Origin of the sequence: Shewanella sp. Isolate11, from assembly GCF_022398315.1 — a bacterium.
Classification (GTDB): Bacteria; Pseudomonadota; Gammaproteobacteria; order Enterobacterales; family Shewanellaceae; genus Shewanella.
This window is the reverse complement of the sequence record NZ_JAKEVF010000002.1, coordinates 573,027-587,944: the sequence shown is the minus strand read 5'-3', so window position 1 is coordinate 587,944 and position 14,918 is coordinate 573,027. Positions and strand designations below refer to the sequence as shown.

Below are 14,918 nucleotides of genomic sequence, written 5' to 3'. Positions count from 1 at the left end.
TTTTAACTAATGGTTAATGGCTAAGCGATTAACTGTTGCTGATATTGAGCTGACACTCAATTGTGGTAAATTGATTAATCTTAGAGTCAATAGATACAGTCCCTTGAAACTCCGCTTTTAACCAACGATTTATTTCGGCTAAGGTGCCATATCCACTTTGCTCATCTAATTGCTTATCAATGGCCTCTAGGAGCGCTGAGGTCATCCCGACACCATTATCGGTAACACGGATCTTCAACAAGTTTTGCTGTTGCTCAACTTTAATCTGTAATTGCTTATCTTTATTTTCGGTGACTTCTTCGGTAAACGCATGAAACACCGTGTTATTAATTAATTGATAACACAGGGTAAATAATTGCCATGCCGGGAGGGTGATCGCTATCTGTTTCGGACAGTCGACAGAACAAGTGATCGCCTTACTTTTAAAGTGTGGTGCGAGAACGGTGAGTAGATCTTGTAAATATTGCTCAAGGATGATGGCCTTACTCTGTTGTGTGCTTTTTATCAATGGTTGGCTACGGCGTAAAATATCAATCTGTTCAGTGAGTTTTTCACTTAATAGGGGATGATTTAAACTCGGATCGGTTTGTAGCACAGTAAATAGATTTTCCAATGCTGCCAATTGTTGTTTATTTAACTGATTTATCATCTGCAGCATTAATTTTTGATGAGTAAGTTCAATGGTACCAGCGGCTAACTGTGGCTGCGGTTTCGCTTCTGCAGTGCTATTACTGGCTTGCTGTTTTGCTTTCTCTAACCATTTTTCTAATGTGACCAATTTTGCCGTGAGTGATTGAATAGATTGTTCTTGCTCGGCTTGTTTCTCTTTTAAACTACTGACATCAACGGCCATGGCTCCTAGGCCAATGGTATTTCCGTCGGCATCTTTTATTGGGTACTTGGTGATTAAAAACACTCGTTCGCCATGAACCGTCGGCATAGGTTGCTCAAAGCTGTGAGCATTATCAGACTCTTTAATTAATCGATCTTGATTGGCTATCATTTTAGCTACGTGTATCGGAAATATATTGCTGTCTTTTGCCCCTAATATGCGTTCACGTTCTATGCCTAAAATTTCACAAAACTTATCGTTGACTAAGGTGTACTTTCCATCGGTGTCTTTAATACAGATAATATTTTGCGAGGCATTGAGCAAAGAGTTGATTAATTCCCGCTTGGTTTCTAGTTCAGATTGGGCTAGACGTTGCATTTCCAGTTGTTGTTCTAAAGCTAAGTTGCTGGCATCTAGGCTAGCGTAGGCGATTTCAAGCTGATTACTACGAGAAATAAAGGCCTTAGCCAGCTGACCGACTTCGTCTTGTCGATGGTTAGCGTCGAGTTCTAATTTACCAATATTGCCACTCTGTAAGGCGGAAACAATCTGATAAATAGGGCGAATAAACAGTTTATGCTGAAAGCTGAACAGGATGATTAATGCCAGCAGTTGTGACAGTAGCAAAAAGCTACCAATTTTTATCGCTATCGAGTTGGCTTGTTGTGACAGGCTTGAGACTGGCGTAACTAAAATGATTTTCCATTGTGTTTGCGCCATGGTCAAAATAGACACCAATACCGGCTCGTCAAATAGTGGGCTGGATGGCAGCTCTAATGTGACAACATCTTGTTTGGTGGTTTTTGACTGTAGCGCCGAGTTAATTAACGCCGTTAAACGCTTTTGTTGCTGCGGTGGCGTGTGTTGCAATAAAGTTTGTAACTGCTCAGAGCGGTATGCTGGGTGCTCAATGGCTTGTTGATAAAAGCGATCGTCCAACTCATTAATCGCATTTTCTATTGGATGCAATACCGGGAAACGTTTGAGTAACTCTTGTAGTGGCTTACCCAAAAATGGTGTTTGGCTGCCAAGCTCATCGAAAGGATCGGATAACAAGTTGTTATAAGCGTCGAGGGCTAAAATGTAGCCTTTGGATAAAGGGTTTTGATCGGAAAAGGTAAAGTGCTTATCTAATCCTGAAAGTGAAATATCAACAGTCGCTACGCCAATAAAGTTATGCTCCGAACGCATCGGCACCGAAGCGGTTACCATTAACTCTTTCGTGTAAGGGTCTACATATGACTCGGACCAATTAATATGGGCATTTTGAAAATACTTGATTGGCCGATACCAATCTTCTTGGTGATATCCCGCTCCCTCGATGTTGTTGTATCCATCAACCTGTTCATATTGGCCAGTGTCATTTCTGGCCCAGAATAAACTGCTACCTTGTTGATTCTCAAAAAACACTTTCGGCTCAGGCCAAATGCCACCGCCCGCAATTAACTTATCAGTGCCTTCAACGGTGAGTAGAGAGGGGACAAGCTGTTTTATGACTTGTGGCTGATCTTTATAAGTTTCGCCAACAATACTGATGGCGTTGGCCAATGTATCGATTTTAGCAACAACATTTTGCAACTGTTCAATCACTGAATGGGCGTAGGTTTGGCTCAGAGACAGTTGAGTTTCCATATGGTGTTTTTTTTCGGTAGAAAAAAGCAACCAGATACTAGAGGCTATGATCAAGGTCGCCACAATAATTTGGATAATAGTAAATTTAAAAGTAAGGCTGTTTTTCCAATGTGTTTGCGCGACTGACGCCTTATTTTTGTCTACAGTTACCATTTTCCTTGGGCACTCCCTTTCCTCATTCGATTAATCAAGGTTAAATCATATTCTTTAAAGTTAAAACTAGCATTGATTGAACTTCTTAATTGTTTTTTATGATCATTATTTGTTTTTGCACTTTGTTGGGCCAAAGCTGGGTTAAGTTTCAGTTAGTCTGAACCGTTAGTTAATCAATTGATCGAAGGAGCTGTTCGATGCTAATTGGATACAAAAATGCCAGTTGACTTGCATCAACTGGCATTTTATTTGGATTTGTTTGAGGTGCGCTAAACTTTCAAGCCAATTAGTAGCTTATCTAATTGCTCAGCCGTGGTATGCAGCTCATCACAGCCTGATACGGATTGATTGGCGGATAGCTCCACATCGTGTGACTGATTGCGAATCTCCATCAAATTGCTAGCTATCTCATTAGCGACCGCGGATTGTTCATCGGCTGATGTGGCAATCAACACACTCATTTCAAAGACTTTTTCGCTATGATTAGCAATCGCTTTAAGGTCGTCACCAGTATCAAGTACATGGCGTTTACCTTCGTTGGCTTTTTCTACGGTGCGTTTCATTACTTGAGTCAAGGCCTGAGCACCGGTTTGAAGCGCTTCAATCATTGACTTAATTTCGACAGTGGCTGCTTGCGTTCGTCCAGCTAGTGTTCGCACTTCGTCAGCAACGACAGCAAAGCCTCGTCCCTGTTCGCCAGCTCGTGCGGCTTCGATAGCTGCATTCAGGGCAAGTAGGTTGGTTTGCTCTGAAATAGCGTTAATGGTCGTTACCACTTCATCAATCTTTGAAGCGTTGTCGTTCAATGTATCAACTGCTTGTGATGCATCGTTTATTTCGTTTGATAACTCTCCGATAGCATTGACGGTCGTGGCGATATCTCGTGAGCCTGCATCAACCTGTTGGTTAGCTTCTTGGGTTTCTTGTGAAGATTGCTCTGCGTTACGTGCCACTTCTTTCACTGCGGCGGTCATCTCTTCCATCGCAGTTGCTAGCGAGTCTAAGTGTTGTCTTTGCTCTGCCGCTAGGCTTTGACCTTCCTGCGCAGTTTGTCTAAAGCTTTGAACTACAGTTCGAATTTGTGAACTGGCCTGGGTCATCTGCATCACCAGTTTGTGCTGCCTTTCCACTAAAGTATCGATACTCACAGCCAAGATGCTGAATTCATCTTTGACTTGGAAAAATTTCAAACGTCCAGTGAGATCACCATCGGCGGCACGTTTAAGTGCCATTACGCTGGTATAGAGGGCACCACCGACAAAAGTGGAGATGTAATAGCTGCTAATTAAGATCACCAAAATTAACAGCAGTAAGCTGGTAATAACATACACTTTGGCAGAATTAAGGACTTGATCAAGATTATTAACATTAGTGATAGCAACCAGTCCCTGTGGGGTGGCTTTGCTATAACTTATTAGCGAGCCATTTTCCTTTAGTGTTTGGCCGCCTTGTTGTACAGCTTTTAATGCGACATTAGACAGGCTTTGTTTGGGGCTCACTATACCTTGTACGATCAAGGCATTTTGATAGTCGGTTTGTTGGGCAGCGGGTACATACTCAAGGCTTAATTGAAGTATTTGAGCCATTTTTTGTGCTTCATCTAGCGAAGTCTGTTTATGGCTATTGATTAGTTGGTCATTAAACTGGCTATATAAGATAAATGATAACCCCACTAAAGTAATGATGGGGATCACAGCTAATATAGTAAATTTTGTTTTTAATGTCATATGGATAAGATATTGGTCTATCCAACGAAACTTCACTTCTCTCATCGCAACTCTCTACTGCCTCTCCTAAGATATTTGTTTATCGGCCTGAGCTTGAGCGACTTAAGCTGATATTTAGCTTAAAACGCCTGTTAGTTGGTTATTTGTGCATTTATTTATCAGGGATACTCGCTAAATCTTGTGAGCTCATTTTAAGTGTAAAATAATGAAATTTTTGTCAGCCTCCTAATATCACACACATATGGATGTGCTATTTTTAATCGAGTCGGTTTTCTAGCAGATTTCGCTTGAAAAATAACAAATAAGCCCTAGTCAAATGCCTTAGGGTCACGTAAAATTTGTCTCTTTTTCTATTTTCGAAAGATGAATAGTTAGCCTATAGAAAGTCTTAGCTCCTATCTTGGGGCAGGCGCACTGGAAGAGATGATGTCACAGTTAACAGAAATCGTAGAGCAGGCCTTGCAGGCAATCGAAGGGACAGAGGATCTGAAAGCCCTCGACGAACTTCGTGTCGATTACCTAGGGAAGAAAGGTAAAATCACCGACATGATGAAGATGATGGGAAAACTAAGTGCAGAAGAGAAGCCTGCCTTTGGTCAAGCCGTCAACCAAGCGAAACAAGCGGTACAGCAAAAACTTTCTGAGCGTATTGAAGGGCTAAAAGCACTTGAACTGACTGCTAAGCTTGCTGCAGAAAGTATTGATGTTACTTTGCCTGGTCGCCGCATCGATAACGGTGGCTTACACCCAGTTACACGCACTATCGAACGTATCGAAACCTTCTTTGGTGAACTAGGGTTTAGTGTTAAGCAAGGTCCTGAGATTGAAGATGATTTCCATAACTTCGATGCGTTAAATATTTCTGAGCATCATCCAGCTCGTGCCGATCATGATACTTTCTATTTCAATCCTAAGGTGATGCTGCGTACGCAAACCTCAGGCGTGCAGATCCGTACCATGGAAACTGAAAAGCCGCCACTGCGTATCATCTCTCCTGGTCGTGTTTACCGTAATGATTACGATCAGACCCATACACCAATGTTTCATCAGGTAGAAGGTTTGTTGGTCGATGAAAATGTTAACTTCGCAGAACTGAAAGGGATCTTGCATGATTTCCTGCGTAACTTCTTCGAAGAAGACTTACAAGTACGTTTCCGTCCTTCCTATTTCCCGTTTACAGAACCTTCTGCAGAAGTGGACGTGATGGGTAAAAATGGTAAGTGGTTAGAAGTGTTGGGTTGCGGCATGGTACATCCAAATGTACTGCGTAGCGTCGGGATCGATCCTGAAAAATACCAAGGCTTTGCCTTTGGTATGGGGGTTGAACGTCTATCTATGTTGCGATATGGCGTTAACGATCTGCGTTCATTCTTCGAAAACGATCTGCGTTTTCTAAAGCAATTCAAATAACGGAGCGAGTAAAAAATGAAATTTAGTGAATCTTGGCTTCGTGAATGGGTTAACCCAAGTGTCACCCGTGACGAACTTTCACATCAGATCACCATGGCAGGTCTTGAAGTTGATGCTGTGGATGGCGTTGCTGCAGAATTTAGTGGTGTTATCGTCGGTGAAGTCGTTGAATGTGGCCAACACCCAGATGCTGACAAGCTACGTGTAACCAAAATTAATGTCGGTGAAGACGAACTTATCGATATCGTTTGTGGTGCACCTAACTGTCGTCAAGGCTTAAGAGTTGCGGTGGCTATGGTTGGCGCTGTGTTACCGGGTGACTTTAAAATTAAGAAAGCCAAACTTCGTGGTCAACCTTCGTTTGGTATGTTGTGTTCCTATGGTGAGCTAGGCATCGATATTGAAAGCGATGGTATTATTGAGCTTCCGTTGGATGCCCCTATTGGTCAAAGCGTCCGCGAATACTTAGATCTTGATGATGCGATTATCGATGTGGATTTGACCGCTAACCGTGCCGACTGTTTAGGTATGGCTGGTTTAGCTCGTGAAGTCGGTGTTCTTAACCGTCAAGCAGTAACAGAGCCAACATGGCAAGCAGTATCGGCGACGATCGATACTCGTGTTGTCATTGATAATCAGGCGCCTGAGTCTTGTCCTCGTTATTTGGGTCGTGTGGTTAAAAATGTTGATGTGGCTGCCGAAACTCCACTTTGGATGCAGGAAAAGCTACGTCGTAGTGGTATTCGTTCTATCGATCCAATCGTCGATATCACTAACTATGTATTGATTGAATTCGGTCAGCCAATGCATGCTTTCGACTTGGCGATGCTGGAAGGCGATATCACCATTCGTTTAGGTAATGGCGAAGAGAAGTTAACTCTGCTCGATGGCAATGAGATCACTGTTCCTGCTGATACGCTAGTCATTGCCGATCAGCAAAAAGCCTTAGCTCTAGCCGGTGTGTTTGGTGGCGAAGCATCAGGCGTAACCTCGGCGACCAAAGATATTATGCTTGAGTGTGCCTTCTTTGCTCCTCTGGCCATTATGGGTAAATCTCGTCGTTTAGGTTTACACACAGACTCATCACACCGTTTTGAACGTGGTGTCGATCCACAGCTGCAACACAAGGTTATTGACCGTGCTACCCGTTTAGTGCTTGATATTTGTGGCGGTGAGGCTGGTCCTGTGGTTGAATCTAAATCAGATCAACATCTACCTCAGCCAGTTAACATTACATTGCGCCGCAGCAAGCTTGATAGAGTGTTAGGTCATCATATCGGTGATAACGATGTCACTGAGATTTTAGAACGTCTAGGCTTTAAGGTTGAAGTGGGCGAGGGCTGCTGGAATGTAACCACGGCTACGTACCGTTTCGACATGGCTATCGAAGAAGACTTGATTGAAGAAGTTGCGCGTATTTATGGTTACAACAATATCCCGAATACCGCACCGGTTGCCGCGTTAAGTATGCCCGATCATAAAGAGTCTGATATCAGCCTTAAACGTGTTCGCGCTATGTTAGTCGCGCGCGGTTTCCAAGAGGCTGTTACCTACAGTTTTGTTGATCCTAAACTGCAAGAGTTGGTACATCCTGGTGAAGCGGCGATGATTCTACCTAACCCTATTTCGGTAGAGATGTCGGCTATGCGTTTATCGACTTTTACGGGATTATTGACCGCAGTGGGCTATAACCAGAGCCGTCAGCAAAATCGCGTCCGTTTATTTGAAACCGGTTTACGCTTTGTGCCTGATGAAGCAGCAGAATCTCAAGTTCGTCAACAGGCTATGCTAGGTGCGGTTATCTCGGGTAACCAAAATGATGAACATTGGTCTATGGAGTCAAAAACCGTTGACTTTTTCGATCTGAAAGGTGACCTAGAAGCAATTATCGGCTTGACAGTTTCCGATGATGAATTTACTTTTAAATCAGCATCGCATCCAGCGCTTCATCCTGGGCAATGTGCTGAAATATTAAGAAATGATCGTGTAATAGGTGTGATTGGTGCCGTTCATCCAAGCCTTGAAAAGCCATTTGGATTGAATGGAAAAACAATTGTTTTTGAGCTTGAATTAGATGCGCTATTACATGCAAATTTACCTCAAGCCCAGACTGTGTCTAAGTTTCCAGCTAACCGTAGGGATATCGCTATCCTAGTCGATGAATCGGTGTCAGCAGGAAATGTGCTAAATTTGATAAGAAAAGTTGGCGAAAATCAGTTGGTTGGCTTAAACTTGTTCGATGTATATCAGGGTAAAGGTGTTGAACCAGGTAAAAAGAGTCTGGCGATAGCACTTACACTACAAGACAACACTCGTACACTTGAAGAGAAAGAAATTGCTGAGATGGTTGATAAGGTAGTTTCTGAACTTAAGTCAGAGTTCAACGCATTGTTGAGGGAATAAAAGTATGGCACTTACCAAAGCCGAAATGGCAGAACATCTTTTTGAAACGCTTGGAATTAATAAGCGAGTGGCTAAAGAGATGGTTGAGGCATTTTTCGAAGAAATTCGTCAAGCACTCGAAAACGGTGAGCAGGTCAAGTTATCTGGCTTTGGCAACTTTGACCTAAGGGACAAAAATCAAAGACCGGGAAGAAACCCTAAAACAGGCGAGGATATCCCCATTTCTGCTCGCCGAGTGGTGACTTTCCGTCCAGGTCAGAAACTAAAGAGTCGAGTTGAAAAGGAAAACGCAGGTAAATAGTGTTTCTCGATATCTGATTAAGGCCACTCTTTGAGTGGCTTTTTCTGTTTTTATCACATAGTATTTTTTATTCTTAGCAAGTTTGAGGTTTAACTACTTGTCTCGTAAACCAAAATATTTTGATCGCCGTTTTAAGGCTGAACTACTACATCCAAAATACTGGCTGACTTGGTTGGCAATCGGAATTTTAGTGATATTTGGCTTAATGCCAGCCTGGCTTAGGGATCCCATTGCGCGATTATTGGCGAAATTAGTCAAGAAAATCGCCACTAAACCTCTGAGAGTCGCACGAGTTAATTTAACCACCTGTTTTCCCGAAAAGTCTGATGCAGATATTGAGCAGATTCTTCAAGATAACATCGAAAACTTTGTGATGATCTTGTTGGCACAATCAGAGCTGTTAGTACGTTCAACAGAAAACTTACGTCAACGAGTCGAGCTTGAGGGTTTTGAACATGTACAACAAGCTCGTGATGCGGGTCAGCCAGTCATTTTTATCATGCCCCATGTTTGGGGAATTGAATATGCAGGTTTGAGGTTAAATATTGAGTTGCCTATGGTGACCATGGCAAAGGCTCATCGCAATAAGTTATTTGATTGGTTCAACAACGTCATGCGCAGCTCTCGAGGCGGAAATGTATACATGCGTGAGGCGGGGATCCGTGCTTTGCTTGCCGAACTTAAACAAGGTAATAGTTTTTTCTATTTGCCGGATGAAGATCTTGGCCCTGATAAAAGTGTATTTGCACCATTTTTCTCAACGGTTAAGGCGACAATCCCTGTGGTCGGGAGGCTTTCCACTGCCGGGAATGCTCAAGTGTTACCGGTTAAAATTGGTTACGATCAACTGCGCCGCAAATACAAACTTACAGTGATGCCAGCTATTGCTCCTGAGGAGATGCAGGGGAAAGAAAATGAGGCTTTGGCTCTTAATCGTGTAGTGGAGCAGGTGATCTCAGCGTATCCTGAACAGTACATGTGGTTCTTAAAATTACTACGTACACGTCCACCCGGCGAGCCTTCAATTTATTAAGTATAGCGCTAAGCTATAACGGATTAATTAAATTAAGTGTGAACAGAAAATAAAGCGGTGACCCAAAGGTCACCGCTTTTTTATGCTAACTGTCCAGCGCTTAGTTGACTATCTAACCGCTTGTAAACTTGGCGCTTGTTAAATTAGTCGACGAGTCCACGACGACGAAGAAGCGCATCAACAGAGGGTTTCTTGCCTGTGAAGTTGATGTAATCTTGCATCAGATCTTCACTGTTACCTTTTGAGAGCACGTTATTACGGAAGTTATTACCGTTACTTAGGGATAAGCCGCCATGATGACGCATAAAGTCGAATGCATCGGCTGCGAACACTTCTGTCCAAAGGTAAGCGTAATAACCCGCAGAGTATCCACCGGCAAAGGCATGGCTAAAGTAAGCTGATTTGTAGCGTGGGGGTACAGGAGTAAAGTCTATACCGTGTTTAGCCAAGGCTTGATGTTCAAACTTCTCAATATCTTCGACCTTAGTATCAACACCGATAGAGTGCCATTCCATATCCAGTAGTGCAGCAGCTAAATATTCAGTAGTATCAAATCCTTGACCGAACTTGCTCGCCGCTAGCACCTTGCTGAGTAGCTCTGCAGGAATGGGCTCGCCAGTTTGGTAATGTTTAGCATAATGCTCCAACACGAGAGGATCGATAGCCCAGTCTTCGTTAACTTGGGATGGGAACTCGACGAAATCTCGAGCGGTCGCAGTACCGGCTAAGCTTGGGTATTTAACATCAGAGAACAGACCGTGAACTGCATGACCAAATTCATGGAACATGGTTGTCACTTCATCAAATGTCATTAGGGTAGGGCCTGTAGCCGGTTTTGGAATATTAAGCGCGTTATAAACCACTGGTTTAGTGCCTAATAGTCCGCTTTGAGTGACAAATTCGTCCATCCAAGCGCCACCGTTTTTACCTTCTCGAGCATAAGGATCGAGGTAGAAAATACCCACAGAAGTATCATCTTTATTAAATACTTCAAAAGCTAATACGTCAGGGTTCCAAACTGGAAGATCTTTACGTGGTTTAACTGTGATGCCGTAAAGCTTATTCATCGCAAAGAACATGCCGTCATTGAGTACACGGTTAAACTCGAAATAAGGTGTGACTAAGCTCTGATCTAGGTCGTACTTCTCTTTACGCACTTTCTCGGCGTAATAAGCCCAGTCCCAAGGTTCCAGTTTAAATGTTTCACCTGATTTGGTGATTTCAGCTTGAATATCAGCCGCCTCCTGCTTGGCTTTTGCCACTGCTTTAGGCGCCAGATCATCGAGGATTTCATAAACTGCACTTGGTTTTTTAGCCATTTGATTGGCAACGGTATAAGCCGCCCAAGAATCAAAACCTAACAGTGCTGCTTTTTCTGCATGCAGGTGAGATTGCTTGATGATGTTCGGGCCATTAGCTTCAACGGCACGATTGGCTGAGGTTTCCCAGATACGCTTACGTAATTCACGGTTGTTTAATTGAGATAGTAAAGGCTGGCGCGTAGTGTTTACCAAGGTAATGAGATAACCCGTTTTACCAGCATCTTTGGCGGCTTGAGCCAAGGTTGCTATTTCAGCATCGGATAGACCATCAAGTTGGGCTTTATCTTCAACAATAATCACTTCATTTTTGAAGGAGCCTAAGACGTTATTGGAAAACTCTGTGGTTAAGCTGGCTAATTGACCATTGAGTTCACGCATCTTTTGCTTATCGGTATCGGATAATTTGGCACCAGCGCGAACGAAAGCTTGATAATAGAATTCCACCAAGCGCTGGTCGGCAGCATTAAGTGACTCACGTGCTTGATAGATGGTTTCTACACGAGCAAAAAGATCGGCATTAAGGAAAATATTATCCCAATGATCAGAAAGCTGTGGTGCGAGTTTAGCTTGTAATGCTTGCACTTCATCGGTTGAGTTAACGCTGGCAATGTTAAAGAAAGTCTTAGATACGCGGCTTAAGAGTGTACCGGCTTTTTCCATCGCGACTATGGTATTGTCAAAAGTAGCAGCTTCTTTGTTGCTGACAATTTTCGCAATATCGGCGTCATGTTCACTGATACCTTGGCTAAATGCTGGCGCGTAATCTGCAAAAGTGATTTTATCAAACTCAGGAGCTTGATCTTGCAGAGGGCTTTTATGCAATAGCACGTTGCTACTGGTATTTGCTTTACTAACTTCTGCGGTTTGAGCGGGTTGTTGTTGTTGAGTAGTAGGGGCTTCAGAACAGCCTGAAAGGGCTAGGCCGGCTAAAACAGCCGTGGTGATAATAGACTTACGCATGGATTCTCCCTTGTGGTTATACGCTGTATTTTTTGTTTAGCTTTATTACAGTCGTAGTAAACCGATGATTGACGCCATACCTTACCAAGCGAATGTGACTTACATCAATTAGTAATTTTAAGTTTCAATTAATAATTGTTTATCTTGTGGCAAATCCTCCAAATGAAACATGATAATTGGCAAATTCGAATATTGAAGCCCAATTAACGGTATTAATATCTGGCAATGATTAAGTGAGATAATAATTTGGGCTTAAGATTGAATAGCGATTTAGCGAGTGGCTTAAATAAAAAAACCGCAAACGTTATCGGTTTGCGGTTCTTTATTTAGCCTTGCGAGGATTTATCCAACAATAAGTTGGTACTCATCGCGTAGAATATCGATCACTTCTTGACGTGGATTTTCACTGAGAGTCAATTTCTCACCAATAATGGTTTCTGCAATACCTACATAAGTATTTGAGATTTCCATCATTACTTCAGTAGGAAGTTGGTTGTCACGTGCCAGTGCAAAACGCTCAGGCATACGTTCTTTGTTCAGCAGAATATCGGGATCTGGGAAGTGGTTTAGTAGCCATTGTCTAAAGCCTTCTTTCGACTTCTCGATGATTTTACCGTTACGACGAGCTTCACCATCCCAAATACGAGATGAATCAGGCGTACCCACTTCATCCATATAGATCAGTTTCTCTTGGCCATTGGCATCTTTTACATAACCAAACTCGAACTTAGTATCGACGAAGATCTGGTCTTGTGCTTCAAGTGCTTCGCTGATCACGTTAAAGCCTTCTTTAAGCAGCTTTTCGTACAGATCGATGTCACTTGCATTATGGAAATTAAAACCTTCTAAGTGACGTTCAAGGTCGGCACGAGACACGTTTACATCATCGGCTTCAGGCACACCTTCCAGACCAGTTAAAACCCCTTTGGTCGATGGAGTGATTAACACTTCATCTAACTTTTGATCTTTTTCTAGGCCTTCAGGCAAGGTAATACCGCAGAAGTCACGTTCGCCTTTGCTGTATGCGCGCCACATTGAGCCAGTGATATATTGTCTCGCAATTGCCTCAACCATAACCGGTTGTGCTTTCTGTACGATCCACACGAATGGGTGGGGTACATCAAGAATATGGCTATCGGCTAAACCTTTCTCTTTGAAAAGCTTGAACCAATGGCTAGAGATAGCATTCAAAGCCGCACCTTTACCTGGTACACCATTTAAGCCATTTTCACCTTGCCAAATACAATCGAACGCAGAGATACGATCGCTGATGACCATGATGGCTAATGGGGTATCAGCAGGAACATCATATCCTTTCTGTTCAATAAGACGGGCACTGTCTTCGGCGGTTAACCAATATACGCTGCGAACTTTGCCTGAATGAACTGCTTTATCGGTACGGATCGGCAGATCATCGTTAACGGCTAAAACTTTGTTTGATTGATTCATAGGGTATTGTTTTTATCATCATGTTAGAGGGTGAAAACTACGGCGGATTTTAGCAGAACTTAAAATTTACAACAGCCTTTTAAGTGACAACTTATTATTAAACAAAGTGTTTCTAAAAAAAAACAATGGGCATTTAATGGGACTTAAGTCACAAAAGTATCTAAATATCAGTGGTTAATGGACAAGTTTTATGTTTAGTTGCTCCTGTTACTGATTGTTACCGATGTTGGCATTTTGTTGTTCATTATTGTAACTTTTCAGAGGGGATTTATGGCTATCTAAAAAAGCGATAAATGGATCTTATCTAAATACAATAATTATAATTAATTCAGCTATATAAATATATATGGAGAATATATGAACAAAAAATTACTGGCGCTACTCATCTCAGCTTCTTTATTTGGTTGTGGTGGAAGTGACGATAAAGATGAAGAAGTTGTAGACCCTATCGTCGTTAATCCTACACCAGAAGTAACCTATGAAACCGGTGTTTTTATCGATAGTGCCGTTGCGGGAATTGGTTATCGCACCACAACGCCTGATGGTGAAATAAGGGACGAAGGGGTCACTAATGAAAATGGTGAGTATGACTATGTCGAGGGTGACAGTGTTACTTTTTTCATTGGTGATCTTGAGTTCCCATCGACTACGGCTACCGGAGTCGTTACCCCGTTAGATATTGCAGGAACCGACAACGTGACCGACCAAAAGGTTGTAAACATGGTTCGTTTGCTGCAGACACTTGACCAAGATGGCGATCCTGAAAACGGTATTACTATTACTGAAACCGCTATCAGTGCTGCAGAGCCTGTGGATTTTAATGTGACTCCGGATGAGTTTGCTGCTTCTACTGCGGTACAGGCTGTGATTGAAAATGGTGGCCAAGATACGGCGGTAACTGAATTAGTTTCAGAGTCGGATGCCGTGGAGCATTTAACCGGTTCTATAGCCGATAATGGTGTTCAAATCGGTGTAGTTGGGGCGTGGGATCAAGCTGAAGTGAATACGGGTGAGCATCAAAATGACCTGTTAACTATCGTCTTTTTTAATAATGGTACATACGTGCAATTTGAAGGCGATATAGAAGCCGCTCCTGGTGATGATGAATATGCAGGTATGGAATGGGGTACATATATTCGTGATAGTGAAACCGGTCAGATTTCTCCTACGCAGATATTCGATGGTAACGATGATCGCGGCTTTACCGACTTTACCGGTGAATCAGGTGCGCCAGAGCTATTTGGTGAGGTCAATGACGGTGTGTTAACGCTTAACGTAGATGAAACTGGCAATGGTGAGATAGATGGCAATGTGACCTTCAACAGTCTACCAAGCGACGGCATCATAGGCGCATGGAAGATCATTGATGACAATGGTGAGTCGGATGCAGATGATTTAGTCATGCTAATCTTCTATAACGATGGCACTTATGTTCATGGAGAATATGATGCAGACGATAACGCAGAAGAGCATGGTATGGAGTGGGGTAACTACACCATAGATAGTGACACTCGTCGTTTAACTACGACACAAATCGCTGATAATAACAGTGATACTGGCTTAAGCGATTTTAGTGCTGATTCAACTGATGCAGAGCTTTATGTGTCTGTGGATGGAGATATCTTGACTCTTGAAGTTAAAGAGTCTGGTTCTACTGAAATAGAAACAGTGACTTTGGCTCGTCAGTAATCGTTAG

General features: G+C 42.7%; 9 protein-coding genes. 5 read left to right on the top strand and 4 right to left on the bottom strand.

Annotated features, from left to right (window positions below; all coding sequences use genetic code 11):
- Window positions 1–28 precede the first annotated feature (28 nt).
- Together L1D21_RS07835 and L1D21_RS07830 are read right to left on the bottom strand one after the other, a co-directional pair.
- Window positions 29–2,617 carry a PAS domain-containing protein gene (locus L1D21_RS07835; RefSeq protein WP_239844679.1) on the bottom strand — a complete coding sequence of 863 codons (2,589 nt, stop codon included), beginning with the start codon at window positions 2,615–2,617 and terminating at the stop codon, window positions 29–31.
- A gap of 269 nt (window positions 2,618–2,886) precedes the next feature.
- Window positions 2,887–4,389 carry a methyl-accepting chemotaxis protein gene (locus tag L1D21_RS07830; protein ID WP_239844678.1) on the bottom strand — a complete coding sequence of 501 codons (1,503 nt, stop codon included), beginning with the start codon at window positions 4,387–4,389 and terminating at the stop codon, window positions 2,887–2,889.
- 381 nt (window positions 4,390–4,770) lie between these two features.
- Here L1D21_RS07830 and pheS point away from each other — a divergent pair, with 381 nt between their 5' ends.
- From pheS to lpxM, 4 genes are all read left to right on the top strand, one after another.
- Window positions 4,771–5,754: a phenylalanine--tRNA ligase subunit alpha gene (gene pheS, locus L1D21_RS07825; RefSeq protein ID WP_239844677.1), complete on the top strand. Its 984-nt coding sequence runs from the start codon at window positions 4,771–4,773 to the stop codon at window positions 5,752–5,754.
- A 15-nt stretch (window positions 5,755–5,769) separates the two neighbouring features.
- Window positions 5,770–8,157 carry a phenylalanine--tRNA ligase subunit beta gene (gene pheT, locus L1D21_RS07820; RefSeq protein ID WP_239844676.1) on the top strand — a complete coding sequence of 796 codons (2,388 nt, stop codon included), beginning with the start codon at window positions 5,770–5,772 and terminating at the stop codon, window positions 8,155–8,157.
- A gap of 4 nt (window positions 8,158–8,161) precedes the next feature.
- Entirely contained in the window at window positions 8,162–8,458 is a 297-nt protein-coding gene (gene ihfA, locus L1D21_RS07815; protein WP_239844675.1) for an integration host factor subunit alpha, read from the top strand.
- 97 nt (window positions 8,459–8,555) lie between these two features.
- Window positions 8,556–9,491 carry a lauroyl-Kdo(2)-lipid IV(A) myristoyltransferase gene (gene lpxM, locus L1D21_RS07810; RefSeq protein ID WP_239844674.1) on the top strand — a complete coding sequence of 312 codons (936 nt, stop codon included), beginning with the start codon at window positions 8,556–8,558 and terminating at the stop codon, window positions 9,489–9,491.
- 143 nt (window positions 9,492–9,634) lie between these two features.
- On the opposite strand, the gene L1D21_RS07805 is transcribed toward lpxM, so the two are convergent.
- Window positions 9,635–11,773 (bottom strand): M3 family metallopeptidase, encoded by a 2,139-nt coding sequence (locus L1D21_RS07805; protein WP_239844673.1) that lies wholly within the window; start codon window positions 11,771–11,773, stop codon window positions 9,635–9,637.
- Window positions 11,774–12,115: 342 nt separating this feature from the next.
- The gene (locus L1D21_RS07800; RefSeq protein WP_239844672.1) at window positions 12,116–13,222 is read right to left on the bottom strand and encodes a phosphoribosylaminoimidazolesuccinocarboxamide synthase; all 1,107 of its coding nucleotides are present in this window, start codon (window positions 13,220–13,222) and stop codon (window positions 12,116–12,118) included.
- Window positions 13,223–13,579: 357 nt separating this feature from the next.
- On the opposite strand from L1D21_RS07800, the gene L1D21_RS07795 reads away from it, so the two are divergent.
- On the top strand, window positions 13,580–14,911 hold the full coding sequence (locus L1D21_RS07795; protein WP_239844671.1) for a hypothetical protein: 1,332 nt from the start codon (window positions 13,580–13,582) through the stop codon (window positions 14,909–14,911).
- Window positions 14,912–14,918 lie beyond the last annotated feature (7 nt).